The sequence below is a fragment of the Corynebacterium incognita genome (genome assembly GCF_014217255.1).
Taxonomy (GTDB): domain Bacteria; phylum Actinomycetota; class Actinomycetes; order Mycobacteriales; family Mycobacteriaceae; genus Corynebacterium; species Corynebacterium incognitum.
This window is the reverse complement of the sequence record NZ_CP059404.1, coordinates 1894246-1920483: the sequence shown is the minus strand read 5'-3', so window position 1 is coordinate 1920483 and position 26238 is coordinate 1894246. Positions and strand designations below refer to the sequence as shown.

The window sequence follows — 26238 nt, the reverse complement described above, 5'->3', positions numbered from 1 at the left end:
TATGCCCCAGTAGCTCAGTGGATAGAGCACGGCTCTCCTAAAGCCGGTGTCGGAGGTTCGATTCCTCTCTGGGGCACTTTTCTGTGGCCACCAAAAAGTTCCTGCTCCGACCCCATCCCTGTCGGGACCGTCAAAATCACGCCTCCAGCAACTTTTTGGTCGCTCGCGCGCCCTTCGACACCAACCGAGCGCCACCCCCCGCATCTCCCTCTTTCCCCACATTCCACTGCCGTGCTGCAGATCACACCCTAAGATGCTCAGAAGCACAGATCACTTGGACTGCACATACGCTATTGAATCGTGAGGAGTGGACCCTTGAAAGCTATCGTGGTCGGCGCGGGAATGACTGGCCTGTCTTCCGCTTGGTACCTGCAGGAATACGGCTATGAAGTCACCGTCGTGGATCGCATCGGCGTCGCCGCCGGGTCCTCGTGGGGCAACGCCGGCTGGTTGGCCCCCGGCAAGACCATCCCGCTGTCCAACGCGGGCCTGTGGGCGTACGGCCCCACCGCACTGTTGGACAAGGACGCCGCCATGGCCGTCCCGCCGCGCCTCGATCCGAAATTGTGGGCGTTCGTCGCGCAGTTCATGGCGCGCGCCAACCAACGTTCCTGGGACAAGACCATGGCCGCGCTGACGCCCGCGGACAAGGCTGCGCTCGCGGCCTTCGACGAGCTTATCGACGGCGGTGTCGACGCCGTCACCCACTCCGGGCCGTTCGTCGTCGGCTTCGAGGAGGACAAGCAGGCCAAGGGCTTCCTGGACGAGGTCGAGGGCGCCATCCGCCACGGTCAGGACATTCCTCTCCAGCAGGTCACCCGCGAGGAGGCGCTGAAGCTCGCGCCAATGCTCTCGGAGAAGGTCCAGTCCCTCTACACGATGGAGGGCCAGCGCTACATCGAGCCGGCGCTGTTCTGCGAGAAGTTGGCAGAGGACGTCGACAAGCGCGGCGGCACCATCACCACCGGCGTTGAGGTCGTGGACGTTGTCTCCACTAACAAGCCGGCGATCAAGCTCGCCACCGGCGAATGGCTGCCTACCGACGTCGTGGTCATCGCCACCGGCGCGTGGATGCCCAACCTCACCAAGAAACTCGGCGTGAAGACCATCGTGCAGGCCGGCCGCGGCTATTCCTTCACCGTGGAGACCGACCAGCCCGCCACCCACTCCGTGTACCTGCCGCACACCCGCGTGGCATGTACGCCGGTGCCGTCCAAGGGGCGCTTCCAGATTGCCGGCACCATGGAATTCCGCGGCCCGGATGAGGCTTTCCAGCCGGCGCGCGTGGAGTCCATCATCAACGTGACGAAGCCGCTGTTCAGCGGTGTGGATTGGGACAGCATTGACGACCGCTGGGTGGGGTCCCGCCCGGTCACCCCGGACGGCCTACCTCTCATCGGCGCGACCAAGGCGCCGAACGTCTACACCTGCGGCGGCCACGGCATGTGGGGCATCGTCCTCGGCCCGGTCTCCGGCAAGATGCTGGCCAAGCAAATTGCCACCGGCGTGGTCGATGACGTGATCAAGCCTTTCGACCCGCTGCGCTAGCCGCACACACCCCAGGCCTAAGGCCGAGCGCGCTCCTCCCACTATCGTTCACCTGCCACGCGTTCATCCAGCGCACCCTGGATTTCATCACATATGCACTGATAGAATCGGGGTGACAATGACCGACGATCTGCGAGAGGAGCGCGCTTTCTATGTCTGAGCTGATCGACCCGGCGCGCTCCCGCTCCCAGCGGCAGATCTCCGCCTACACCTACCTCTTTGACAAAATCACGCGCGAACGCATCTCGCTGGCACATATCCCCGATACCAGCTTCTACATCGATCGCGCACTCACCCACTCCACCGGCCCTGGCTGGGAAGGCTACGCCGCCGAGCTCAAGCACCTCATCAACAACGACGACATCACCGGCCTCAAGCAACGCCTCCTCCCCGCCACCGACGAAGGCGACCGCTACCGCTCCATCAGCCCACTACTGATGCTCCTGCTCACCCCCGAAGAAGGCCAAGCCCTCAAACCACCGTACCGGCTGGTCACTCCCGAAATGCTGAATGTGGGTTAGCCTTGCGTCGCGCCGATTTCGATAAATGCTTAGCCGCAATCTACTTCTTTACGGGTAGCGGCGAATTTGTTGTCATGGGCTCGCAAGCGTTTCACGCGAGCATTTCAGAGGAAGATCTCCCCGAAGACGTCGTAACGTCACGAGAAATCGATGCGACTTACATTCCGGGGAGAGGATCTCAAGAAATCGCTAACCGGTTGAACGCGGCAGATTTTCACCTTGGAGAACTGAGTGAATTTCATCGCTATAACGGCTTCCATCTTGAGTTTGTAGAACCAGGGACTGCAATTCTTCCGTCAGACTGGAAAGAACATCTGCATACTTACCGCGTTAGAAGAAAGAATGACGAAGACTTCTCGGTCAAAATTCTCAGCATGCACGACGCCGCTGTCGCGAAATTAATGAGACTTGCCGACAAGGATAAGAGAGTGATCAGCGCCCTGATTGAATCGGGAAACCGAAGTCGGTTAGCTTCGATTCTATAGACGCCGTCGAGCTATCCCTAAGGAGACCTATGTGCATGTTTCGAATTTCTGAATAACTTTCTGCAATGTTCCTCGTCGTGTTCTCAAGCCATTTGAGGTGTTGGTTGGAGGCAGCCGGGGCTTGGCCTTGGAGCTGTTCGAAGGCGTACTCTTCGCCCTCCCCATAGGAAATGAACCTTGGCCTAGTCAGTTGCCTTGCTCCATTCAAATATAAAAGCGTTTGTTTCAAATTTCGATGAGCAGTAACTGGCGCTGAACGCGTTGAAGCTCAAGTTTTGTTCCTTCGGCAGGGAGGCGTATTTTAATGTGTCAGAACGTGCAAGGTTTTCAGAGTTTCCGGGAAATCCTCCCAAGCATGCGATTGTTTTCTTGTATGTCCCTGGAAAGCTGTTTCTCAAAGTTCAGCTTGCCATTGGTCGTAATGCTATTGGTCCGAAAATCCGAGCCGATTACGCTGCGAACATTCAGCTCAAAACGTTCTGAGTAGTGATTGTTCAGCTCGTCATCGTACTCCAATAGGGCGAACATAATTCCGGGCACGCCCTCTGCAGAGTCCGAGATTGAATCGCCATCCAAGAGCTTTCCTTCAGGTTGCAGCCAATATGCAACGTCTACTTGATGGCCTGGAACCCAAGTGGAAAAGACTGTGTTGCTAAAAATCGATTTGACGCGTCTTATTGGAGAGTAATGGGAACCTCCAGCAGTGGCTTCATTCTGTCTTGTCGTGTTTGGTAGATCCGGATCAAAACTAACCTTCACGTTCTTTGCTACAGACTTTCCTCGATTAGAAACCATCAGACGTAAAGTTTCTTTTGCGTAATCTGGCATCAAGATTTCAGCCATCATCATTGGACGATTGGCGTTAATGCTGATCTGCCTATTTAGACGTAACGAACGCCGTGCTACGAGGAGGGAAACGAGGGCGATTAGAGCGATGGTTGCGTTGATTAAGACGTTAGTCCTTTCGGCTGTCCACCAGCCCGCAAAGTCTAAGAAATGTTCCATTCATCAATCGTATCTTTATTTCACTATCACTTGCTGTGCTATGAACAGTGGGGATGTCTGCCCCCCCCCTGTGCGCGACAAACCGAGATTATCGTACCCACTTCCTGTGTTCGGGAAATCTGAGACGATAGAGAGAATTCGAGTGGTCGCGGGGCTGTGCGACGGTGCGTCAATAATCGTCAAATCGTGTTGGCTAGAGGAGTTCAGAATTCGGTCGATTAGCGGGTACTTCTCAGCATGCGCCTCGTAGATCGGAACGTAGTCTACGGGGAACGGTAGCGGGTCACCCTCCGTGGTCGCGTATTTGGCGGTTGTTGCGGCGGTACCTAGAGGGTCGGCATCTACCACCCGGACCCTCGTTCCATGCTCACTGGCCACCTGTGCCAGCATCAGTGATGTGGTAGTTCTGCCGGAGCCACCTTTGAGGTTGGCTACCGTTAGAAGCATGTTTGCCTTTTCTGGGGTGAATTTTCAATGTGTGACCCTCGATCTTAGTGACATTATCCCGAGTGGGGTAGGCCAGACCCTGCTCGCGTCCTCGGTGTCGGTGTGAGCTTGTTCGCTATATGGCTCGTATTCTGGATCGCTACATGTCATCCCGCAGGCAGGGTTGCGGGACCCCGACGACCCCTGATTGGCACCCCAGAGTCGTCAATCGGCAGTAACGTCCAGTTTCAGCCACGCGGCTGCCTGATCAGGCTGGCGTCGAATCCCCACTATTGGGCACCCTCGTCTAGACCTGCTTCAGCGGACTCAGCAATCAGACCGGCAATCTTCACCACGGCATCGTAGAGTTCAGTATCGCCGAAAACCGGACGGAGTAGACGAGCATGTTCGGCGAGCTCCAAACCAAAGGTCTGATCCACAGCGTGCTCCCCTCGGGGCGTGAGAGCTACTGATGCGGATCGCCGATCACCCGGAATGGAAGATCGCTGCAGTAGCTCCCGTTGCTCGAGACGCTTGAGATGCTTAGCCACCCCGGCTCGTGTCATTCCCAAATCGCGAGCGAGCTTTGCCCCGGTCACTTGCTCGTTACTGTGACGTAGAGGGACGAGAACTTCCAGCTCAGCGGGACTTAACTCTTGCTGTTCACAAGCCCTTTCTGAAGCGCGCTCCAGAGCCTCGTGGATCAGTTTGAAGCAGCCCACGACGGACATTGTCCGGTCGTCCAGATCGGGATTCTTGCTCAACCATCGTTTGATGACTTCGCCGCGGCATCCAGGGGTCATACTCATCGCCTTATCGTTAACTAGTATACGATCGTGTGTATGTCCATCACACTACCAACGGAGGAATCAATGCAAGACATCGAACCCGAGGTTGTCATCATCGGTGCAGGCGCAGCTGGCCTAAGTGCTGGGCTCACGCTGGCCCGGGCCCGACGTCGGGTGCTCATCATTGACGGCGGTCTGCCTCGGAACCGTTTTGCTGAGCACTCACACGGATATCTCACCAGGGACGGGATGTCACCACAGCAGCTGCTGGAAAGTGGACGAGGCGAAGTTGAGTCCTACGGCGGGCAGATAGTCTCCGGGACCGTGCAGTCGATTGACGTATCGGAGCGGACCCCCAGCATCGGCTCATTGACACTGACGACCGGTTCCCACGTAGTGCGGCCGCGAGCCGTCCTTGTCGCGACCGGCATCACAGATATTCTTCCCAGCATTCCCGGCGTCGCCGAGGGGTGGGGACGCACAGTCCATCACTGCAGCTACTGCCACGGGGCGCAACTTGACCCCGCACAAGAAGTTGTTGTGCTCGGGGGCGACAATAAGCGCTTCGTCCTGAAGCAGGCCAAGTTGTTGCGCCACTGGGTTAGTACAGTATCACTGGTCACCTGTGGAATGGACCTCACCGAGACGGAGTGGTCCGATCTGCGTCAGCGCGGCATCGATGTTCTCGAACAATCCGTTCATCACGTAGCGGACAACGAGGAGGGCGGATGCACGGTGACATTGGACAATGGAGACTCCAAGGGATCCGGAGCGGTTTTCGTCGGCCCTATCTTTAAGCCAAACGACCTGCTACTTCGCGGAGCTGGATGTGCTGTCGATGGCGACGACTGGATTCAAGTGGATCAACACGGGCGCACGAGCGTGCCGGGTATCTGGGCAGCTGGAAACGTCATTTCATCACCAGATCAGATCGTTAATGCCGCAGCAGCCGGTGCAACTGCGGCTATCAACATCAACGACACCCTGCTCGGCCTGGCCTGACAACCGTGGATCGAGGGCATTCCTGGTCCGGCCACTCACTGTGGCTTTCAACAGCGTCTTCCTTGGGCGGGATCTGTTAGCTGGAAGATCGTAGCGCTGCCTGGTGGGATGACGTACATTGCGCGACAATCCACCTCGACCTGCATGGAGGGGCCCTTGCGCCACGGCATCAGCTACCGTCATCTCGAGTGGATCGATGCCCCTGGGCATGCCGTGGTGGCTGCGGCATGTCCTGGTCAGTGTCCAAGGACCAGGGTGCTGGCAGCAGCCTCGATGACATCGTCGGTGATGGTCTCCAACTCGTTGATCTTCAACACCCGCTTGATCTGCGGGAACAATCGCTCCACCACGCGGAAGTTGCCACGGGTCAGCCGATCGATCGTGGCGATGGCTTGCGCATCCGTGAAATCCTCCGGGCCAAGTTCTCTACCCAGGCGCTTGTAGTGACGATTGAGCACGAACAGCAGTTCGTCTTTGCCTAGGGCACGGTAGCGATGCGAGAACCCCAGCCGACTGAACAGCTGGGGGTAGTGCCGGAAGCGCTGGTCAATGCCGGGCATGCCGATGAACATGATCGCCACACCGTCACGATCATGGATGTCGCGCAGCATCTCCAGGGCAGTGGGAGGCAATCGTTCTGCCTCGTCGATGATGATCAACTCCGTGGCCCGGGGAGTCCTCGGGTTTATTTTGCTGACCTTCCCGGTGTTGATGAGGTGTTCTTCAATGCAGATGTCGAGACGTTTTCGGTAGAACTCGATGTCCTTGATCAACGCGCGGAACTTCGGTTGGACCTCAGGGGTGTAGAAGATGGTCCGGGCCCGATGGGCCGTCGCGTAGATGGCCAGGTCCGATTCACTGCGTGGCGCCCAGGCGTCGAGGCCCCCGTATCCCCCTAAGCCCCCGTAGTTTTCCATCATAGTAGCTACAATCCGCATTCGGTTAAGAATGAACTCATTCAAACTCGGAGGTGGGCGGACGTTGTCGAGGTGGAAATTGCGACGTTTGAATGGGTGAATTGGTGGAATAAATCACGGCTCCACCAGTCCCTCGACTACCGCACGCCGGCGGAGGTTGAATCAGAATTTTGGAGCAAAAGCTCAGCTCAGGACATAATGGAAATCAAGGCACATGCCTAGGAACAAAACCCGGGGCACTTCAGTTCGTATGCGTTCGAGGCAGACTCAAACTTCACGAACGGCAAGGAAAACAGCGAATGAGCCACGATCGCAATCACACCCGAGTGGGAGTCTAACCTCAGATCGAAAGGTCACTAGCCAGGACTTGACCCCAAAGCATATCATTCTGAAGGCGGACGCTGCTTAGCGATGTCCTTCAGGAAGGATTCTTTGTCGTCGCAGTAACATTCAACGGCCGAAACTTCGGTAAAACCCTTATGAAGATCTTCTACTATTACTTGGTGCTCTAGCTCTAGTTTGACATTAACTTCGCTCAGAACCGGGATTCTCAGATAACCACTTTCATCGACCTCAATATCTCCCCCCTGGCCTGCCCTCGTGGTTTTAACTTCTCCCAGATGTGCCCATGGTATCTCGCAAGTGAGCCTCTTCCCGTGGCGCAGTAAAATTCCTTCGGGGGTTATGACGTGGGGATTTTCTCGGATAGAAACGAAAAATCCCGTTAGAAGGAACGCTGCGTAAATACTTGCAATTAGTAAAATATATCGCCAGAGAGCACTAGGAACGGCTAGGTGTACGACAGTAATCTCTACTGCGCAAAGGCCCAGAATTAGAAAAACTATAGTTCGAAGATTTTTGTGTACGGTGTATTCTCCCATTTTCAATTTAGAAGGTCTAAATATGCCCAGAGCGGAAGTAAGGGAACCGATCTCTGAAACGAGCAAGGCTAATGCTTTTTTAGGCACGCCAAATCTCTTGGAAGTAGCGGACAGAGAAGCTGCCCACGACTTATCATTACGGCGATAATCGCGCCATATTCCTAAAAAGAGTAGAAAAAGCGCCAATCCAATAAAAGGAACCGGCGTCAAAAACCATAAACTGTGGAAACCTGAAACCGTATTCGATAAAAGAATGACTAACACTTCAAGTACCAGTGCAACCAACAGAAGAACTCTGAAAGCGATCTTCATCTAGCGCTCCTAGTCACCACACGAGTGCATGATTCGGTTAATAACCTCTCAGCAGTCTTAACCTTTCGTTGTAGGACTTCGCGCTCATCGCACTGAAATCCATTCGCTGGAGAAATTGAGCGTGTCCGATGATGATCTGCGCCTTTGCCCAGTTGAGATAAGCGTTTAAGCATCTCATCGCTCCCACAACCTAAGTCAAAAATAGTAACGATTCCCTCAATACTCCCGATCATTTTTTCCAATAACGGGTAGCAGAACTCATGCCTGTCCCATGCCTCATAAAGTGATTTTTCACTCGGGGTTCCATAGGGTGGTGCGGCATCGGAATAGTTGCCCGTCATGTAGGTGCCAATCCTGATTATGGTAGATACAAGTCGAGAAGGTGGGGACGCTTACCGACCTGATAATCAAATCGGTAAGCGTTGCTTACTCCGTAACGTCGGTATATTCTATTATATTCTATCTTATACCACGTCAAACCGGCCTAAACGACAGAATGTGTTGTTTAGGCCCATTACGCGGCACCTCCCAACACCATCATCGCTAAGATCGTCGCAGCCGCCGTTTAGCGAGTCCGCTATCGTACCCCCTATCCACATTCGTTTAAACTAGAATCATTCGCGCTCCAAGGCTCGGTAAACGGTCTACTCGAAATGAGTCCGGAATACAACGACATCGAACAACGTCGCCTAAATGCTAATCACTTCTTATCGCAATGGCTCTAGCTAAGGACTATCAGCAACGCGCCCTGGTGCACTGATAGCGAATGAAACGGCTAAGTTTCGGAGCACAGGTATCCGGCTTCGCACAATCTTTCCTGTCGCTCTCCCATTAACCGCCAGCCTCGCTCTCAATGTCTGAGCGCTAGCTACACTCATCTTTGAAAGCCGTTTCGGGTAGTCGCTGCACGCCACGGAAGGAGACCGGATGTGAGCACCATTGGAAGGGTGCCCATCGCGCCTGAGGTCCTACGCTGGGCTATTGAACGTACCGGACTATCCGAAAGCGAACTCGCCTCCAATCCCGACTTTTCTCGACTTAAACTCTGGATGAACGGGAAAGAACAGCCGACTTTCAAGCAAGCCCAGAAACTCGCCAAGGTGGCAGGGCTTCCATTCGGCTACCTTCTACTTCCCGCCCCGGTCGACACAACGCCGAAGCTCCCCGACTTCCGCACTGATACAAGCGCGCCGCTTTCCACGCCAAGCAAGGAGCTTGAGCAAAAGATTTACGAGTGCCAGCACAGCCTCGATTGGTACGTGGACTACGCCAACGAGTACGGGTACGACCACCCCGAACTTATCGGTTCCGCTTCGCTTTCTCGCTCCGCAGTCGCGGCGGCAGAAAACCTCCGCCTCAAAGTGGGATGGGACCCGACTGCTTCCCTCAAGCGCCGTAAACGCATCAACGCTGTCGCTGAGCTCCTCGAAGACCAAGGTCTCCTCGTCCAGAAGAGCTCCATGGTCGGGCTTAACACCCACGCTCGTTTGGACCGAAATGAATTCCGGGGATTCACCCTCATCGAAGAAGACTTCGCGCTCATCTTCATCAACACCGCAGATACTGACGCTGCCAACACCTTCGCCCTCGCACACGAATTAGGCCACGTAGTTCTGCGCAAGCCGGGCGTCTGCTCCGCGGAGGAACGTAACGAGACGGAGCATTGGTGCAATGCCTTCGCGGCTAGCTTCCTCGCCGAGTCGGAGAACCCTAACCGCACCGAACAGTTCCCCACATCCTCCACGCAGATGATCCACTCGTACAACGCGGCCCGTGAACGGCTTGGAGGAAACTTCCTGGATTGTATTTCCGCCGCCTATGCAGCCGGCTCTTTGTCCTACACCGATGCCGTCCAGTTTACCGGGTACCGGAGCAGCTCCGCACTTCACAAAGCACTTGCCACTTAAAGCAAACGTCTCCTCGCCACACGGGGTTATTGCCAGCTCACCAGCTCCATCCACGGCATAATATGGGCATGTCTTCTTTCTCCGATGTGTTGGTGCAGCTCCGTGATAATCAGCCTGCTGGAAAATATGGTCTGGCCTTTGAAAAGCTGATGGTCAACTACTTCCAGACGGACCCCACACTGTCGCAGGAATTTGATGAGGTGTACCGCTGGGCTGACTGGCGCTACAACGGCGGTAAGGCTGATACCGGCATCGACCTGGTGGCGCGCCGCCGAGAGGATCAGACCTGGACCGCCATCCAGTGCAAGTTCTACAAGGAGACCACCTCCATCCAGAAGTCCCACCTGGATTCCTTCTTCGAGGCCTCCGGCCACAGCTTCACCACGGAAAACGGCACCGAGCACTTCGCCAACCGCCTCGTCATCTCCACCACGGATCGCTGGTCCTCCAACGCGGAGAGCGCCCTGGAGAACCAGATCATCCCCACCAACCGCATCGGCATCGCCAGCATCGCCGACTCCCCCATCGACTGGGACGTTGCTTTCCCCGGCTCCGAGATGCAGATCCACCTGACCAAGCGGGAGACCTACGAGCCCCGTCCGCACCAGCAGACAGCGATTGAGAAGACACTGCAGGGCTTCGAGTCCCACGACCGCGGCAAACTCATCATGGCCTGCGGCACCGGCAAAACTTTCACCGCGCTGCGCCTAGCGGAGCAGGTCGCGGAGCGCAACGGCGGCCGCGCCCGCATCCTCTTCCTTGTCCCCTCTATCTCCTTGCTCTCCCAAACACTCAAGGAGTGGACTGCGCAGGCGCGCATGGACTTGCGTTCCTACGCCGTGTGCTCGGACAACAAGGTATCCAAGAAGGCCGAGGACATCGCCTCATACGACCTCGAGGTCCCCGTCTCCACCAAGGGCGAAGTCATCGCCGAGCGCCTCAACCGCGGCGGCAAACGCTCCGCCGGCCTACACGTCGTATTCTCCACCTACCAGTCCTTGCCCGCCGTCCACGACGCCCAGCAGCACGGCCTTGACGAATTCGACCTCGTCATCTGCGACGAGGCCCACCGCACCACCGGTGTCACGCTGCACAACGAGGACTCCTCGAACTTCGTCAAGATCCATGACGCCGACTACATCAAATCCGCCAAGCGCCTCTACATGACGGCCACCCCACGCCTTTTCGACGACGCCGTCAAGGGCAAGGCAGCAGAACACTCCGCCGAAATCGCCTCCATGGACGACGAAGCTCTCTACGGTCCCGAGTTCCACCGCCTTGGCTTCGGCGAGGCCGTGGAGAAGGGACTGCTCACCGACTACAAGGTGCTGGTCATGACCGTGGACGAGGACGTCGCCGCCGACGTCATGGCCCGCACCGGCGGCCAGGAAATCAACCTCTCCCTCGCCTCCGCCATGATTGGCACCTGGAATGGACTGGCCAAACGTTCCGGCAAGGAACAGGACACCAAGCACGGCTTCGCCTCCAACGCCGCTCCGATGCGCCGCACCGTCGCCTTCGCCAAGAACATCAAGACCTCCAAGCAGATCGCGGAGTCCTATCCCCTGCTCATCGATAGCTACCGCAACTCCCTCCAGGAATCCGCGGAAGACACCGACACCAGCCTCCACAACATCGACCTCAACGTCGCTGTCCAGCACGTCGACGGCCAGATGAACGCCATGGAACGCAACACCCGCCTCTCCTGGCTGGAATCCTCCATCGGCGACGACGAGACCCGCATCCTCACCAACGCCCGCTGCCTCTCCGAGGGCGTCGACGTCCCCGCGCTCGACTCCGTCGTCTTCTTCAATCCCCGCAACTCCATGGTCGACGTCGTCCAATCCGTCGGCCGCGTTATGCGCAAATCCGCGGGCAAAGACTACGGCTACATCATCCTTCCCGTCGCCGTCCCACCGAACACCAGTCCATCTGCCGCCCTCAATGACAACACCCGCTTCAAAGTGGTCTGGCAGATCCTCAACGCCCTGCGCGCCCACGACGATCGCTTCAACGCCAAGATCAACTCCATCGCTCTCAACGAAGGCAGCGTCACCGAACTGCCCATCGAAGTCGATCACACCGACGATCCCAAGAAGAAGCTTGACGACGCCGACAAAACCCCCGCCGACCCCAGCACCGACGCCTACGCCGACTCCCAAGCACTAGCCCAACAGGTAGCCCTGTTCTCCCTCGAGCAGTGGCAAGAGGCCATGTACACCAAGCTCGTGGACAAGGTCGGCTCCCGCACCTACTGGGAGGACTGGGCCGAGGACGTCGCCGTCATCGCGCAGTCCCAGATCACCCGCATCGAGGCACTACTAGCCAACGCAGATAAGAAGCTCCGCAAGGAATTCGATACCTTCGTCGAGGGCTTGCGCGGCAACCTCAATGACTCCATCACTGAGGACGAGGCCATCAGCATGCTCTCCCAGCACCTCATCACCGCGCCCGTCTTCGATGCCCTGTTCACCGACCATGACTTCGCTCAGCACAACCCCGTCGCCCAGGTCATGCAGCGCATGGCCGACGCCCTCGATGACGCCAACCTGGATTCTGAGACCGACTCCCTGGAGAAGTTCTACAACTCGGTACGTATCCGCGCCTCTGAGGTGACCACTGCCTCCGGCAAACAACAGGTCATCAAGGAGCTCTACGAGCGCTTCTTCCAAAAGGCCTTTAAGAAACAAGCTGAGGCCCTGGGCATCGTCTACACCCCAGTCGAAATTGTCGACTTCATCCTCCGCGCCGCCAATGACGTCTCCCTCAAGCACTTTGGCAAGGGGCTTTCCGACGAAGGCGTGTGCATCCTCGATCCTTTCGCCGGCACGTCCACCTTCATGGTCCGCCTCCTGCAGTCCGGCCTCATCAAGCCGGAGGACATGGCCCGCAAGTACGCCAACGAGCTCTTTGCCACCGAAATCATGCTCCTGGCCTACTACGTCTCCGCCGTCAACATTGAGACCACCTACAACGCATTGATGGCCGAGCACGCCAAGCGCAACGGCGACCCCGCCCCCGACTACGTCCCCTTCAGCGGCATCGCCCTGGCCGACACCTTCCAAATCCACGAGGACGGCGACATCCTCGATCTCACCGTCTTCAAAAACAACAACGAGCGCATCGAGCGCCAGAAGCAAGCCCCCATCAACGTCATCATCGGCAACCCGCCCTACTCCGCCGGGCAGAAGTCCGCGGGCGACCTCAACGCCAATCTCGCCTACCCGACGCTCGATAAACGCATCGCCGAGACATACGGCGCACTCTCAACAGCAACGTCGCAACGCACGCTCTACGATTCCTATCTACGTGCCTTTCGTTGGGCTACCGACCGCATCGGTAACCAAGGCGTGGTCGCATTCGTCTCCAACGGCGGCTGGCTCGACGGCAACACCGGCGACGGGATCCGACTATCCATGGCCAAGGATTTCACCGACGTTTATGTGTTCAATCTCCGTGGAAACATGCGCAACTCGGACTGGAGAGCGGAGGGAGGACAGATCTTCGGGGGCGGTTCTCAGACAACAATCGCAATTGCGATTGGTGTAAAGGACCCAAAAACGAACAGATTCACGTTGCACTACGCCCAAACCCCCGATGGCGCTGACCGGCAAGAGAAACTTGGAATCGTAGGCTCCTCTGCCCTCAAAACCATCGACTGGCGAAAGATCACCCCCAACGAGCATGGAGACTGGATCAGTGTTCGCAGTGCCGAGTTTGAATCCTGGCCAACTTTGGGTGACAAGAGAAAAACCCAGGTCAGAATTTTTACAGACTACTCACTTGGCCTTGCAACTGGCCGTGATATTTGGGTTACTGCAGAGAACCGGATAACCCTGACCCAAAAGGTGAAGGATTTAATCACTAACTATGAAAACGCACGGTTAGCGTTCATCGCCTGGTCAAACAATGCGGATTACGTGCGCTGCGCTGAGTCACGTGTAAATGAATTTTTACGTTCCAATCCTGAATACTCGGACAAAGCCAAATACTCTTGGAATCGTAATCTGAAACAGTCGTTAGCGAAGCGTTCTACGATTGCCTTTGATCCCAATAAGATCGCAAACTTTAATTACCGCCCATTTAAGAGAGCTTGGGTGTACTTTGACAAAGAACTCGTCGCAATGACCTACCGCCTACCGCATATGTTCCCGACACAAATTCATGACAACGTTGGGTTGATAGTCGACAAGAGTAACGGAAAGTTGCCGTTCAGTGCGGTAGCGTCAAACTCAATCAGTGACCTAAACTTCTACTCTTATCCGGGCCAGTTCTTCCCCCGGTTCACCTGGGCCAAGGTCGAGGCGGATGATGGTGCGCTGTTTGGGGAAGGGGGCGTCGAGAAGCAGGGCGCTGGTGAGGAGTCGAAGTATGGCCTCATTGGTGAGGTCGTTGATGGCTACGTGCGCGTGGACAATGTGACGGCCGAAATTAAGTCGCTGTACCGGGATGCGCTGGGCGCGGATATTACGGGCGATGACATCTTCCACTTTGTCTACGGCAAGTTGCATGACCCGGTGTATCGGGAGAAGTACGCGGCGGATTTGAAGAAAATGCTGCCGCACATCGAGACGCCGGCGACGCGGGCGGAGTTTGATAAGTTCGCCGCTGCTGGTGAGAGGCTCATGGAGCTGCATGTCGGCTATGAGGACGTGGAGCCGTGGCCGCTGACGATTGACGTGCGCGGTGATGAGAATGACCGTGAGACGTGGCGCGTGCCCAAGAAGATGGCGTGGGCGAAGAAGAAAGACCCGGAGACGGGCAAGAACGTCAATGACGTCACCACGCTGAAGTACAACAAGCTGGTGACGATTAAGGACATTCCGGCGGAAGCGGATGAGTACATGCTGGGCTCGCGATCCGCGGTGGCGTGGCTGATTGACCGGTACCAGGTGAAGAAGGATAAGCCGTCCGGGATTGTGAACGACCCGAATGATTGGGCTGATGAGGTGGGCAACCCGCGCTACATCGTGGACCTGATCGGCAAGGTTGTGCGCGTGGCGATGGAGACGGTGCGGATTGTGGATGGGCTGAAGGATTAACACACTGTAATCACAGCGGAAGAAGGACGAAGACAGTGAGCAGCTTTAATATCGACACGCCTCATCAATGGAAGGGCAGATGGCAGGTACTTGGATCCGACGAGTGGCTCACTGGGACCCTTGAATGGGTACCGGAAGAAGGATTCACACTCGATCTTTTTGAGGGGGCATTCGAAGATTTCTTTCTCCGTGGAAAGACAGAATCTAAGTTCATGCCGGGAGCAACAGTAGATGGACTGAGCCCGCTTTTCGCAGATAACCTGACCGTATTCGGGAACACCACGGAAGGTGAAGTTTCATTATTCGGAGTCAGTTGCCTTTCCAAAGAATCGAACATGTTCGCGGAAATGTCCGCACGATACAGCTGTGACAATGCGGTAATCGGGTTGAGAGTTTCTTCCCTGGAAGAAGATGTAGTACGCCGTGCCACAATTTCAGTTGAGGGACTCCACTACCTTCTAGGTGGTCCAAAAACATTCGAATTGTCTCGCGAGTTTACTGACGATCGAGACTCCCCATTCTTTGCAGCGCTTAAGCTCAGAAAAACGGCCAATTCAGGCCCAGTAAAGCTTATTGGCGTTGATGAAATCGCCGCTGTCGAACACAATTCAACTCTTCGGAGTAATAGATGGTCACCCACCGGATATTCAGGCGTGGTCGAAGAGACGTGCATACTAACGCTTCATTCTGATAACTGCCTTTCGCTCATCAGACTACGACACCACAGGAAAGCTCTCTCATGGCTAATCTCCCTGATTGCGAAACATCCGATGCGGATCACTAGCACTAATGTCACCAGGGATCCTGTTGCTTCCACCGAAAGAGGCGAACTAGTCCAACTCGGGCTCTCAAAAACTGGGTCAAAGTTAGACTGGAGCAAGAGACTTGACTTCGCGTTTCATCTTGAACACGATGAGTTTCTCAACCTCTACCAGCGCTGGTTGCATTTTACCGAAACAAAAGGTCGACTTATCGGCCTCCTGAACGAACTGAGCCTTCCGAATAACAATAAGCTCGAGATGAAAGTGCTTCTTTCTGGTGTCCTAATTGAAGCTTTCCACAAAGAGTTATTCAGAAAACCAGATACTATTTCACCGGATGGAAAGCGAAAATTCGAGGAACTTTACCCAAACGAAAACATAAAGGTTAAAGGTAAATTCGTCTTCAAAGCTAGGGCTCTCGACATTTATTGCAGGCTACCCAAGAAGATTTCTCACGACCTCATCCCAGATGTAAAAGACTGGCTCGACTCTCTAACCGACCTCAGAAATAGTATCGCTCACGAAGCGCAAGTAAAAGACTCAGATTTCGTGAAGGCGATTGCAGTATTCGAAACTACTCGTCTGTTGGTGGAGCTTTTATTGTGGCATATTTTGGAGGTTGACGAAGAAAAACTTGTCGAGGCCAAGAAGAACCATTCAACTTTTTATCGAGCTCGCCAAAAGGCTAGAAAAGCGTTCCCGCACCGCATTCCGAACGAATGACCCACAATTACGCCCAAGCTACGTGAACTCGATTGGAAGCCTACGAAATCTCGCACTAGTCACTCAACACACTCGGTGGGATGACGTCCACGCCGTCGTCCCGGTGGAAGGCGATGCCGTCGGGGACGATGACGGCGAGTGATGCTGGTTCGCCGCTCTTTGTGGTGTCGACGTGGCTGGCGAATCTCTTGAGGCTGGCGGCGCCGGCGTCGATCCAGCTGTGGCCGAGTTTGATCTCGAAGGCGGCCCAGGTGCCGTCGCGAAGCTCGACGATGGCATCGACTTCGTGACCGTTGGATGTGCGGGCATGGGATACCCGGCCGCCGAGTGGCTGGGAGAGGACACGGAGGTCGCGCACCACGAGGTTCTCGAATAGGAAACCGAGGTACTCCAGGTCGTCGAGAAGCTTGGCAGGCGAAGCGCCAAGTGCTGCGACAGCTAGAGTTGGGTCGACGAACATGCGTTTGGGCTGCTGCGTGAGCGCCTGACGGGAGCGAAGATGCGCGTTCCACGCGGGAAGATCTTCGAGAATGCGGAGGCGGGTGAGTTCGTCTAAGTAGGTGCTCACGGTGTTGCGGTCAAGCGCACCGTCTGAGCCGCCGGCTTCGGCGGCAAGCTTGGACACCGAACGCTGGTTTCCCACGACTCGTGCCAGTGCAGCGACACTTCGTTTAAGGAATGTCCTAGCTCAGAAAGCGACATCGGGCGCACCTGGAGGCGCGCGAAACGACCAGCCCCCGAGTGCCGACGAACGTCATCGTCCGGGGCGGAGCTTCCCGTTAGGATGAACTGTCCTTTGGCTGGGCTCCTATCATCAACCTCATGGCGAACTTCATTCCATAGGTTGGGCGCGAGTTCCGCCGCCTGCACGGCATTGCGGTCCCGGTCTAAGCTCACAAAACTGCCGGCGATCCGCCGTGCAGATTCTGTTTTGCCGCAGGCCTTGGGTCCCTCGATGACGACGGCTCCAACGGCTTGAAGTAAGCGCTCGAGTTCAGCGTCAATGCCCCTACTGCGGTAGCCTTCATTTCCCCTGTTCATAGCGCCGAGCGTGGCACAACCCGCAACTTTTCACTTTTTCAACCCGCCACTTTTCAGGTTTTGAACCCGCAACTTTCCGAATTACGCGCCTAGAACACGCGGAGCTGCTGAGTCTTGGGCCTCCAGTAGGCGGCCTGGGTGGCGGTGAGCTCGCGCAGGTGCGGGCTGGTGGCGCGGTGGAGAGCCTCGAGGTAGGCGGGCACGGTCTCGCGCGGTAGGCGCAGCCCCATGGTCACGTGCGGGGTCCAGCGCGGGCCGCGGCCATCAGGGTTGGCGGCGCTGATGTCGCGGGCGGCGATTTCCAGGGCGTCGGACGTCTCCAAGAGCCAGGCGACGGTTTGCTTACGCTTGGTGCCGAACACCACCGTGCCCACACGTCGGAAGGTCGCCGGGATGTGCGGCGGGAGGAGTTCAGCAGCAAGGTCCACCACCGCCGGGTCCATGTGCGGCGAGAACGTGATGGTGATGTGCGGGCGCTGGTTCTGCCGCGGGAAGCCCTGCGCCGCCAGGTCGTCGAAGATGGCGCGGATCGCAGCTTCTTGCTCTTCAGGGAGGTAGAGCAGGATATTATCCGGGGACTTATCACTCATGCGGCTTCCTCCTCTAGTAGGCATTGGTGGCGCAGCGCTGGCCTACCGTGAGGATACCGGGGCGTCGAGAAGCAACGCTCAACCATGCTTGGTCAGTAGCTATAATTTTCGTTCGTACCGGTCGCCTCACCCACGCGCTGCAGGTAGAACCGGCGAGCCAGACGAATGGCCGGACGGGCAGCCATCCCCACACTGCCGATGAAGAAGATGGCGCACGCCAGGAGCGAGTACGCTCGTTGCCATGTCCACCCCGTTTAGCGATGCCGCCATCGCGCAGGCGCATGCCTCGGCGCTGCGCTCGATCGCGCGGGTGGTGGAGGAAACCACGCCGCCCACTCCCCCGGCGCAGGCGCTTGACGACGTCGTGAAGCAGTTCCGCAAGGCACAGGGGCACGGTGGCGTCATGGTGCTGACCGGCGCGGGCGTGTCCACGGACTCTGGGGTTCCGGACTATCGCGGGCCGCAGGGCTCGCTGTCGCGGCACCGGCCGATGACCTATCAGGAGTTTCGTTATGATTCCGCGGCGGCGCATCGGTACTGGGCGCGCAGCTTCGTCGGCTGGCGCGTGATGGATAAGGCGCGGCCGAACCCCACGCACTACGCCCTAGTGGAGTTGGAGCAGGCGGGCTACGTGGCGGGCGTGGTGACCCAGAACGTCGATGGCCTGCACAAGCAGGCGGGCACGCGCAACCTGGTGACGCTGCACGGCGATATGGAAACCGTCATCTGCCTGGTGTGTGGGCACCGCGAGGACCGCGCGGAGTGTGATGGGCGGCTCGCGGCGGCGAACCCGGGCTACCTGGAGTCGCTCGTGGTAAACGCGGACATGGTCAACCCCGACGGCGACGTCACGCTCGACGACGCCGCCGTGGCCCGCTTTGTCATGATCGGCTGCGTGCGCTGCGGGTCGCGGTTGCTCAAGCCCGACGTGGTCTACTTCGGCGAGCCCGTGCCGGCGGCACGGAAGGACACGGCCTACGCGATGCTCGCGGGCGCGGATTCGCTGCTGGTGGCGGGCTCGTCGTTGGCGGTGATGAGCGGCTACCGATTCGTGCTCGAGGCGCTTAAGCAGGACAAGCGCGTGTCCGTCATCAACGGCGGTCCCGGCCGCGGCGACGCCCGCGTGCACACCCTCTGGCGCACGCAGGTAGGTCCAGCGTTTGATGCGTTGCTGGACGAGTTGGGGCTGTAAGGCTGCGCTGTGCTTGGCAGGGTCCTGCTGAGTCGGGTGCGAATGGGTGCAAGATTTACATTGCGAGCGCAAGTCGGCTGATTGTGGCCGGATTTTCGGTGACTTGCGCTCACAATGTAAATCCGCCCCTGCAATAAGCTTTCCGCGCGCCGCCGCGTATCGGCCGGAAACACTGCTACGTTACAGATGTTACGAATCTGGCAAATGTTGCCAGAGCGATGGGAGTTAGCTGACATGGCAGGTGTGGAGAAGGCAGGAATGGAGCAGGCTCTTTCGCGCCGGGGGTTGTTGAAAGCAGCGGCGGTCGCGGTGGCGGCTGGCACCGTGGGTGCGGCCGGTACGGCGGGCACGGGTTCGGCAATGGCGCTGGGCCGAGTGCGCGGAACGGTGATTGATTACGCGGCGGGCGTGCCGTCGGCAGGCGCGGTCAAGGCCGCGGGGCACCTGGGCGCGGTGCGCTACGTATCACGGCGTCGCCCGGGCGCGGAGTGGATGACCGGTAAGCCGGTCACGCTCACCGAAACCACGTCGCTGGCTGCCAAGGGCCTGGCCACAGCGTCGGTGTACCAGTACGGCCGCGCGGAGACCGCGGATTGGAAACAGGGCGCCGCGGGCGCCAGCAAGCACGCGCCGCAGGCCATCGCGCTGCACGTGGCGGCGGGCGGGCCGAAGGGGCGCCCCATCTACATCGCGATTGATGATAACCCGACCCGCGCCCAGTACACCGGGCAGATCCGCCCGTACCTCCAGGCATTCTCCCGCGCGCTGAAGGCGGGCGGTTTCAAGACCGGCGTGTACGGCAATTACAACGTGATTGAGTGGGCCATCCAGGACGGCATCGGCGAGTTCTTCTGGATGCACGACTGGGGCTCCGGCGGCAAGATTCACCCACGGACCACCATCCACCAGCTACCGAAGTCTAAGCAGCGCGTTATCGACGGCGTGACCGTGGACATCAACAACGTCTACGCCAGCGACTGGGGCCAGTGGACCCCGGGCCAGAAGTCCGTGGTGAAGAAGCCGGTGCAGTCCGCGCCCGCGTTGCCCGGACTGGACGCGGACGCACTCAATTCCGCCATGGGTGACGCGCTGCGCGGCTCCCTGGGCGAGCTGAGCTCGAAGGCTACCCTGCCGGGAGGCTTCAAGGCGCCGCGGCTGACATCTGAAGGCTTGAGCTTTAACGGGTCGTCGATAAGCGATAAGCAGCTGGTTGACCTAGTGAACCTGGCACAGAAGGTGGGCACGCAGCTGGCGCGCTAAGCCGGTCGCATGTGCGCAGAACAAAGCCGCCGCCACAAGGAAATTCAATCCTCGTGGCGGCGGCTTTGTGCGTGAAGCTAAACCATGAGACCTTAGTGGTCGACGGGAGCCTCGACGCCCACGCCGGTGAGCGAGCGGACTTCCATCTCAGCAGCCAGCTCATCCAAGTTGTCCGGCTTGGAGAAGATGGTGGCCAAGTAACCCACCAGGAAGGCGAGCGGAATGGTGACAAGACCCGGGGAGCTCAGCGGGAAGATGGCCCAGTCGGCGTTCGGGAACATCGCGGTCGGGGTGCCGGAGACTGCCGGAGAGAAGAAGATGAGGACCAGGCAGGAAATCATGCCGGTGTACATCGAGGCCACAGCACCGGTGGTATTGAAGCGCTTCCAGTACAGGGAGTACAGGATGGTCGGCAGGTTGGCGGACGCAGCGATGGCGAAGGCCAGGGAGACCAGGAAGGCGACGTTCTGCGTCATCGCGAGGATGCCCAGGATGGTGGAGACAATGCCCAGGACAATCACGGTGATGTGGGAGACGCGAACCTGCTCTTCTTCGGTTGCCTGACCGTCACGCAACACGGCGTCATAGATGTCGTGCGCGATGGATGCGGAGGCCGTGATGGCCAGGCCTGCGACGACGGCCAGGACCGTCGCGAAGGCGACTGCGGAGATGACTGCCATGAACACTGTTCCACCCAGCTCCAGAGCGAGCAGCGGAGCCGCGGAGTTCGCGCCACCCGGCGCGGCCGTAATGCGGTCCGGGCCTACCAGCGCAGCAGCGCCGTAGCCCAGGATGAGGGTGAGCAGGTAGAAGCCACCGATGATGACGATGGCCCAGGTCACGGAGCGGCGTGCCTCCAGGGAGGTCGGCACCGTGTAGAAGCGCATGAGCACGTGCGGGAGGCCGCCGACGCCCAGCACCAGGGACAGCCCCAGGGAGATAAAATCCAGCTTGCTGTACACATCAGTACCGTATTTCAGGCCCGGCTCCATGATCTCCTCCGGAGCGTAACCCTTCTTGGCCAGGTAATCGGAGTCGGCGTGCATCTGCACCGCGGCGTCGAAAAGCGTGCCAAAGCCGCCCTTGACGGAGACGAAGACGAGGATGGACATCGCGATCACACCGAGGACAAGAAGGACGGCCTTGATCATCTGCACGTAGGTGGTGCCCTTCATGCCGCCGACCAAGACGTAGACGGTCATGATGACGCCGACGACGGCGACGACCACTGCCTGCCACTTAAACTCGTGGATGTCCAGCAGGACGGCCACCAGGGAGCCGGCACCGGCCATCTGCGCGATGAGGTAGAACAGGGACACAAACAGGGTGCCTAGAGCGGCGGCCACGCGGACCGGCTTCTGCTTGAGGCGGAAGGACAGCACGTCTGCCATGGTGAAGCGGCCGACGTTACGCAGGGGCTCCGCCACGAGCATCAAAGCTACGAGCCAGGCGACGAAGAAGCCGACGGAGTAGAGGAAGCCGTCGTAGCCGGAGAGGGCGACGGCGCCAACAATACCGAGGAAGGACGCGGCGGAGAGGTAGTCGCCGGAGATAGCCAGGCCGTTCTGGCGACCGTTGAAGGATGCGCCGCCGGTATAGAAGTCCGAGGCCTCCTTGGTGGAGCGACCCGCGCGCATCACCACGTACATGGTGACCACGAGGAAGAGGCCGAACACGGAGATGTTGATAATCGGGTTGCCGGTCTCCGCGGAGCCAGCTGCCAGGTAAGTGGTAGTCATGGTTTAGCCCTCCATCTCTTCGCGGATAGCCGCGGCCTTAGGCTCGATATTCTTGTTCGCGTACTTCACGTACGCCCACGTGATAATGAACGTGGAGGCGAACTGCAGCAGACCCCAGACCAGGCCCAAGTTCCACCCGCCAGCGAGTTCAATGGCCATCAGGCCCGGCGCGAACATGGCGCACACCACGTACAGCAGGAACCAGGCAAGGAACGCTACGGTGCAGGGGAAGGTAAAATTGCGGTACGCGCTACGCAGATCGCCGAACTCACTGCTTTGTTGCATGGCCACAAATTCATCGGCCGTGGGTCCGCGTCGCGTCGTTGGCACCTGAGAGGCAGAATTCATCGCTCGAGACCTTTCTTTGTAAATTGCGTCACATAGGACCTATGCAAACAAGTTACCTACCTCACATTGCAATGATCTAGTGAACGGCCAGCCATTTACCATTAACAAACATTAACCACCCCCGAACACAGGGCTTAACTGGCCTTTTCGCAACCCTTCCAACCACCCCCGAAATACAAAACGCCCCGTTTGCAAAGGTTGCAAACGGGGGCGTTGCAGGAAAAGTGCGATCTGCAACACAACGGTTGCAAAGTTTGGCGGGGCGCCGGAGAGCTAGTCGACGTCCCCGGGGAACTCGCGCGGATCCTTGAAGATGCGGCCGAAACCTGGCTGACCATCGAGCGCGGCGATCGCGTCCATCTGCTCTTCACTCAACGAGAAATCGAACAGCTCGAAGTTCTCCCGCAGACGCTCGGTGCGCGCGGACTTGGGCACGATGGAGCAGCCCAGCTGCAACAGGAAGCGCAGCGCCACCTGTGCCGGCGTCTTCCCCACCTCGGCGGCGATCCCCTCCATCACCGGGTTCTGCAGCACGATGCCGCGGCTCAGCGGCGCCCAGGCCTCGGTGACAATGTCGAGTTCCTTGTGCACCTCGCGCAGCTCCGGCTGGGTAAAGCCCGGGTGCAGCTCCACCTGGTTCAGCGCAGGGGCGATGCCCACCTTAGCCACAAGCTCCCGGAGGGTCTCCTCATAGAAGTTGGCCACACCGATCGCGCCGATCTGGCCCATTCCCTGCAGTCGGGCAATCTCCTCGAAAGTTTCCGCAAACAGTCCCTTCTGCGGCCAAGGCCAGTGCACGAGGTACATGTCCACGTAGTCCAGCCCCAGTTTGCGCAGAGACTCGTGCAAGGCCGGGCCTACGTTGTCCGCGCCTTGTTGGTCGTTCCACAGCTTGGTGGTGATGAACAAGTCGTCGCGCTCCACGTCGCCCGCGGCCACGGCGTCAGCGATAGCCTTGCCCACCGCTTCCTCGTTGTCGTAGACCGAGGCGGTATCGAAGTGGCGATAGCCAATCTCAATCGCCTCACGGACCACGCGCTCGCAGTCCTCCCCCAGCAACTTGTAGGTTCCCAAACCCAGCGGCGTCAGCTCACGGCCGTCATTCAGCGTCAACGAAGGAAGAAAATGCTTGTTCATGCCCTCCATTCTGCCAAGTTCGACCGCGCCCGTGGGGCACAGACAGCAAAAAGTGACCTAACCCTACGAACCACGAACCGGCACCCGCCCCGAAAGGAGGTGCCGGTCGTCGAAATCGTGATGGGCGAGGCCACTGCACGCAGCGCACGCTGTGTGCGCCGCGCAGGTGCTGCAACCGTGAGGTTTTATTCGCCGACGCTGATGAGATCGATGATGAAGACCAGGGTGCGTCCGGACAGCGGGTGCCCGCCGCCAGCGGGGCCGTAGGCCTTCTCCGGCGGGATGATGAGCTGACGACGTCCGCCGACGCGCATGCCGGGGATACCCTCCTGCCAGCCGGCGATGAGGCCGGTGAGGGGGAACTCGATAGACTGGCCACGGTCCCAGGAGGAATCGAATTCCTGATTGGTCTCGTAGTCCACGCCAACGTAATGAACCTCAACGAGGCCACCTGGCTGCGCCTCAGGGCCGTCGCCGACGACGATGTCTTCCATCGCGAGTTCGGTGGGCATTGGCCCCTGCTGTGGTTCAATCTGTGGTTTGTCCATGTGTATATCGCTCCTTGGGCGGTAAGGGACGGAAGTCGCGCGTCGTCCCCGGTCTGCAAAAATTCGACGACCGCTGAAGTGCAACCAGTGAAATAACGCAGGACGTGTGAACCATCAATGACGGAACACCGAGGGGAGAAAACGCAACAAGTCGAATCCAACTCACCCGAGTATAGGGGGTAAAGCAGGATTCGACTTAGTTGGCCACGCGCCGGTGGGCTCGAATGACACCCTCCGCAACACGTTGACCTGCACGGTTAACGAAATATTAAATTTGAGTCTCGTACCGCGCGTCGCGTGGCCTAGCGCTGCTCGCGCGGGGTGACGGTGCGCAGGGTCTCGCCGGTGTAGATCTGGCGCGGGCGGTTGATCTTGGTGTTCAGCTCCAGCTGCTCACGGTACTGAGCGATCCAGCCCGGCAGGCGGCCGATAGCGAACAGAACCGTGAAGAAGTCCGTTGGGAAGCCCATGGCGCGGTAGATGAGGCCGGTGTAGAAGTCCACGTTCGGGTAGAGCTTGCGGGAGACGAAGTAGTCGTCGTTGAGTGCAATCTCTTCCAGCTCCATGGCCAGATCCAACATGGGGTCGCCGCCCAGGTGCTCGATGATCTCGTGAGCGGTGTCCTTGACGATGGCTGCGCGCGGGTCGTAGTTCTTGTACACGCGGTGACCGAAGCCCATTAGGCGAACGCCCTTTTCCTTGTTCTTCACGCGGTTCATGAAGTCGGTGGCGTCGCCACCGTTGTTGGTCTGGATGTCCTCCAGCATCTCCAGAACCGCCTGGTTAGCGCCGCCGTGCAGCGGGCCGGACAGGGCATTGATGCCGCCGGCGATGGCCACGAACATGTTGGCCTGCGCGGAACCAATCATGCGGACGGTGGAGGTAGAGCAGTTCTGCTCGTGATCAGCGTGCAGGATGAGCAGCTTGTCCAGGGCCTTGGCCACGATCGGGTCCACCTCGTATTCCTCGGTGGGGTAGCCGAACATCATGCGCAAGAAGTTCTCGCGCGCGTTCAGCTTGTTGTCCGGGTACATATAAGGCTTGCCCTGGGAAGCGCGGTAAGCGTAAGCGGCCAGCATCGGAACCTTAGCCAGCAGGCGAACGGTTGCCTTGTCCAGCTGCGCCTCATCCAGCGGGTCCAGCTGGTCCTGGTAGTAGGTGGACAGAATGTTCACCGAGGAAGCCAGAACGGCCATCGGGTGTGCGTCGCGCGGGAAGATGTTGAACTGCGCCTTGAAATCCTCGTCCAGCAGGGTGTGGTGGCGGATATCGTTGTTGAAGGCGGTCAGCTCTTCCTGGTTAGGCAGGTGACCCTTGATAAGCAGGTGGGACACCTCGTTGAAGGTGGCGTTCTGCGCCAGGTCCGCGATGTCGTAACCGCGGTGACGCAGGATGCCCTCTTCGCCGTTAATGAAGGTGATCTTGGACTCGGTGGAACCGGTGGCGGCGTAGCCAGGGTCAAAGGTCACCAGTCCGGTCTCGTTGCGCAGCTTCCCGATGTCGAAGCCGGAGTCGCCCTCGGTGGACTGCTTGATGTCCATCTCGTACTCGCCACCCGGGTAGTGGAGTACAACCTTGTCCTTGCTCTCTGAAGCCATGAGCCTTTTACCCTCTTTCTTTTTGTTTTGGTCGGTGTTGATGCATTGATGCAGTTATTAGCCACGACCGCAGGCCTCCCGCGGGACAAGGCTCGCGCTAGTCGCAGCCCTGCCATCGCGCGTTGGTAGCGCCTCGTTCTCGCGTCGCACCGCTGCCCATAAAGATACTCCTCTTTACTTCTTTTGGCGCACGACGCTGGAGCGGCTTTGTGGCGCTAGCCTTAGTCGCTACGCCGCTCACCGACGTGCGCCCAGCCAGCCTTCCAACAGGTTCCGGTCGAACATCCACAACTTTAACAAATCTTGTGACGCGCGCTACAAATTCCATGGGCAGGTGATAGCCCACTTACCCCCACTGCTCCCCCTTCCGGCCAGCACACACTTGGCATACCTTCACCACGGCCACCACGGGACACCACGGGACACCACGGCACGTGACAATCACTTCATGCGTCCACGGCCGGGAT

Annotated in this window: 20 protein-coding genes, 1 tRNA gene and 3 pseudogenes; 11 read left to right on the top strand and 13 right to left on the bottom strand. The window is 58.4% G+C overall.

What is annotated here, in order from left to right:
• Positions 1-3 precede the first annotated feature (3 nt).
• The 4 genes from H0194_RS08945 to H0194_RS08930 all read left to right on the top strand — a co-directional run bounded on the left by H0194_RS08945 (position 4) and on the right by H0194_RS08930 (position 2554).
• Positions 4-76 (top strand) — tRNA-Arg (locus tag H0194_RS08945).
• A 239-nt stretch (positions 77-315) separates the two neighbouring features.
• A complete protein-coding gene (locus H0194_RS08940; RefSeq protein WP_185175551.1) occupies positions 316-1548 on the top strand; it encodes an NAD(P)/FAD-dependent oxidoreductase in 1233 nt (410 codons plus the stop codon).
• 152 nt (positions 1549-1700) lie between these two features.
• On the top strand, positions 1701-2069 hold the full coding sequence (locus H0194_RS08935; RefSeq protein ID WP_185175550.1) for a hypothetical protein: 369 nt from the start codon (positions 1701-1703) through the stop codon (positions 2067-2069).
• A 2-nt stretch (positions 2070-2071) separates the two neighbouring features.
• Positions 2072-2554 (top strand): DUF6036 family nucleotidyltransferase, encoded by a 483-nt coding sequence (locus tag H0194_RS08930; protein WP_185175549.1) that lies wholly within the window; start codon positions 2072-2074, stop codon positions 2552-2554.
• A 327-nt stretch (positions 2555-2881) separates the two neighbouring features.
• On the opposite strand, the gene H0194_RS08925 is transcribed toward H0194_RS08930, so the two are convergent.
• From H0194_RS08925 to H0194_RS11205, 4 genes and pseudogenes are all read right to left on the bottom strand, one after another.
• Complete coding sequence (locus H0194_RS08925; protein ID WP_185175548.1) at positions 2882-3559, bottom strand: COG1361 family protein; 678 nt, start codon at positions 3557-3559, stop codon at positions 2882-2884.
• A gap of 15 nt (positions 3560-3574) precedes the next feature.
• A complete protein-coding gene (locus H0194_RS11210) occupies positions 3575-4006 on the bottom strand; it encodes an AAA family ATPase (protein WP_185175547.1) in 432 nt (143 codons plus the stop codon).
• Positions 4007-4275: 269 nt separating this feature from the next.
• Positions 4276-4425 carry a hypothetical protein gene (locus H0194_RS11010; protein WP_246388879.1) on the bottom strand — a complete coding sequence of 50 codons (150 nt, stop codon included), beginning with the start codon at positions 4423-4425 and terminating at the stop codon, positions 4276-4278.
• A 21-nt stretch (positions 4426-4446) separates the two neighbouring features.
• Positions 4447-4716 (bottom strand): annotated as a pseudogene (locus H0194_RS11205) (MarR family winged helix-turn-helix transcriptional regulator); the annotation flags it as partial.
• A gap of 111 nt (positions 4717-4827) precedes the next feature.
• Here H0194_RS11205 and H0194_RS08910 point away from each other — a divergent pair.
• Positions 4828-5775, top strand: coding sequence for an NAD(P)/FAD-dependent oxidoreductase (locus H0194_RS08910; protein ID WP_185175545.1), 948 nt, complete (start codon positions 4828-4830; stop codon positions 5773-5775).
• A gap of 236 nt (positions 5776-6011) precedes the next feature.
• Here the strand turns inward: H0194_RS08910 and H0194_RS08905 are convergent, their stop codons facing one another.
• Complete coding sequence (locus H0194_RS08905; RefSeq protein ID WP_185175544.1) at positions 6012-6713, bottom strand: AAA family ATPase; 702 nt, start codon at positions 6711-6713, stop codon at positions 6012-6014.
• Between the two features lie 12 nt (positions 6714-6725).
• Between H0194_RS08905 and H0194_RS11200 the strand changes: the two are divergent.
• Positions 6726-6914: pseudogene (locus H0194_RS11200) on the top strand (integrase core domain-containing protein); the annotation flags it as partial.
• A 161-nt stretch (positions 6915-7075) separates the two neighbouring features.
• On the opposite strand, the gene H0194_RS08895 reads toward H0194_RS11200, so the two are convergent.
• Positions 7076-7885, bottom strand: a complete 810-nt coding sequence (locus H0194_RS08895; RefSeq protein ID WP_185175543.1) for a hypothetical protein — start codon at positions 7883-7885, stop codon at positions 7076-7078.
• A 1049-nt stretch (positions 7886-8934) separates the two neighbouring features.
• Here H0194_RS08895 and H0194_RS08890 point away from each other — a divergent pair.
• From H0194_RS08890 to H0194_RS08880, 3 genes are all read left to right on the top strand, one after another.
• Positions 8935-9792, top strand: coding sequence for an ImmA/IrrE family metallo-endopeptidase (locus H0194_RS08890; RefSeq protein WP_246388877.1), 858 nt, complete (start codon positions 8935-8937; stop codon positions 9790-9792).
• Between the two features lie 68 nt (positions 9793-9860).
• On the top strand, positions 9861-14834 hold the full coding sequence (locus tag H0194_RS08885; RefSeq protein WP_185175542.1) for a DEAD/DEAH box helicase: 4974 nt from the start codon (positions 9861-9863) through the stop codon (positions 14832-14834).
• Between the two features lie 35 nt (positions 14835-14869).
• A complete protein-coding gene (locus H0194_RS08880; protein ID WP_185175541.1) occupies positions 14870-16318 on the top strand; it encodes an ApeA N-terminal domain 1-containing protein in 1449 nt (482 codons plus the stop codon).
• A gap of 55 nt (positions 16319-16373) precedes the next feature.
• Here the strand turns inward: H0194_RS08880 and H0194_RS11005 are convergent.
• Both H0194_RS11005 and H0194_RS08870 read right to left on the bottom strand, forming a co-directional pair.
• Positions 16374-16982: pseudogene (locus H0194_RS11005) on the bottom strand (ATP-binding protein); the annotation flags it as partial.
• Between the two features lie 466 nt (positions 16983-17448).
• Positions 17449-17949: a 2'-5' RNA ligase family protein gene (locus H0194_RS08870; RefSeq protein WP_185175540.1), complete on the bottom strand. Its 501-nt coding sequence runs from the start codon at positions 17947-17949 to the stop codon at positions 17449-17451.
• Positions 17950-18190: 241 nt separating this feature from the next.
• Here H0194_RS08870 and H0194_RS08865 point away from each other — a divergent pair, with 241 nt between their 5' ends.
• Positions 18191-19141 (top strand): Sir2 family NAD-dependent protein deacetylase, encoded by a 951-nt coding sequence (locus H0194_RS08865; RefSeq protein WP_185175539.1) that lies wholly within the window; start codon positions 18191-18193, stop codon positions 19139-19141.
• 234 nt (positions 19142-19375) lie between these two features.
• Entirely contained in the window at positions 19376-20401 is a 1026-nt protein-coding gene (locus tag H0194_RS08860) for a DUF1906 domain-containing protein (protein ID WP_246388873.1), read from the top strand.
• Between the two features lie 92 nt (positions 20402-20493).
• Here H0194_RS08860 and H0194_RS08855 read toward each other — a convergent pair whose 3' ends face one another.
• From H0194_RS08855 to H0194_RS08835, 5 genes are all read right to left on the bottom strand, one after another.
• Positions 20494-22140, bottom strand: coding sequence for a solute symporter family protein (locus tag H0194_RS08855; RefSeq protein WP_185175538.1), 1647 nt, complete (start codon positions 22138-22140; stop codon positions 20494-20496).
• Between the two features lie 3 nt (positions 22141-22143).
• Positions 22144-22488 (bottom strand): DUF485 domain-containing protein, encoded by a 345-nt coding sequence (locus tag H0194_RS08850; RefSeq protein WP_185175537.1) that lies wholly within the window; start codon positions 22486-22488, stop codon positions 22144-22146.
• 273 nt (positions 22489-22761) lie between these two features.
• Positions 22762-23625 (bottom strand): aldo/keto reductase, encoded by an 864-nt coding sequence (locus H0194_RS08845; protein WP_246388871.1) that lies wholly within the window; start codon positions 23623-23625, stop codon positions 22762-22764.
• Positions 23626-23810: 185 nt separating this feature from the next.
• Positions 23811-24173, bottom strand: coding sequence for an FKBP-type peptidyl-prolyl cis-trans isomerase (locus H0194_RS08840; protein ID WP_185175535.1), 363 nt, complete (start codon positions 24171-24173; stop codon positions 23811-23813).
• A 302-nt stretch (positions 24174-24475) separates the two neighbouring features.
• On the bottom strand, positions 24476-25771 hold the full coding sequence (locus H0194_RS08835) for a citrate synthase (RefSeq protein ID WP_185175534.1): 1296 nt from the start codon (positions 25769-25771) through the stop codon (positions 24476-24478).
• Positions 25772-26238: the final 467 nt, after the last annotated feature.

Bases quoted from the DNA above. Each gene is read 5' to 3' on its own strand.
- H0194_RS08935 (WP_185175550.1), top strand. From the start codon at position 1,701: ATGTCTGAGCTGATCGACCCGGCGCGCTCCCGCTCCCAGCGGCAGATC.
- H0194_RS08925 (WP_185175548.1), bottom strand. From the start codon at position 3,559: ATGGAACATTTCTTAGACTTTGCGGGCTGGTGGACAGCCGAAAGGACT.
- H0194_RS11210 (WP_185175547.1), bottom strand. From the start codon at position 4,006: ATGCTTCTAACGGTAGCCAACCTCAAAGGTGGCTCCGGCAGAACTACC.
- H0194_RS08910 (WP_185175545.1), top strand. From the start codon at position 4,828: ATGTCCATCACACTACCAACGGAGGAATCAATGCAAGACATCGAACCC.
- H0194_RS08905 (WP_185175544.1), bottom strand. From the start codon at position 6,713: ATGCGGATTGTAGCTACTATGATGGAAAACTACGGGGGCTTAGGGGGA.
- H0194_RS08895 (WP_185175543.1), bottom strand. From the start codon at position 7,885: ATGAAGATCGCTTTCAGAGTTCTTCTGTTGGTTGCACTGGTACTTGAA.
- H0194_RS08890 (WP_246388877.1), top strand. From the start codon at position 8,935: ATGAACGGGAAAGAACAGCCGACTTTCAAGCAAGCCCAGAAACTCGCC.
- H0194_RS08885 (WP_185175542.1), top strand. From the start codon at position 9,861: ATGTCTTCTTTCTCCGATGTGTTGGTGCAGCTCCGTGATAATCAGCCT.
- H0194_RS08870 (WP_185175540.1), bottom strand. From the start codon at position 17,949: ATGAGTGATAAGTCCCCGGATAATATCCTGCTCTACCTCCCTGAAGAG.
- H0194_RS08865 (WP_185175539.1), top strand. From the start codon at position 18,191: ATGTCCACCCCGTTTAGCGATGCCGCCATCGCGCAGGCGCATGCCTCG.
- H0194_RS08860 (WP_246388873.1), top strand. From the start codon at position 19,376: ATGGCAGGTGTGGAGAAGGCAGGAATGGAGCAGGCTCTTTCGCGCCGG.
- H0194_RS08855 (WP_185175538.1), bottom strand. From the start codon at position 22,140: ATGACTACCACTTACCTGGCAGCTGGCTCCGCGGAGACCGGCAACCCG.
- H0194_RS08850 (WP_185175537.1), bottom strand. From the start codon at position 22,488: ATGAATTCTGCCTCTCAGGTGCCAACGACGCGACGCGGACCCACGGCC.
- H0194_RS08845 (WP_246388871.1), bottom strand. From the start codon at position 23,625: ATGAACAAGCATTTTCTTCCTTCGTTGACGCTGAATGACGGCCGTGAG.
- H0194_RS08840 (WP_185175535.1), bottom strand. From the start codon at position 24,173: ATGGACAAACCACAGATTGAACCACAGCAGGGGCCAATGCCCACCGAA.
- H0194_RS08835 (WP_185175534.1), bottom strand. From the start codon at position 25,771: ATGGCTTCAGAGAGCAAGGACAAGGTTGTACTCCACTACCCGGGTGGC.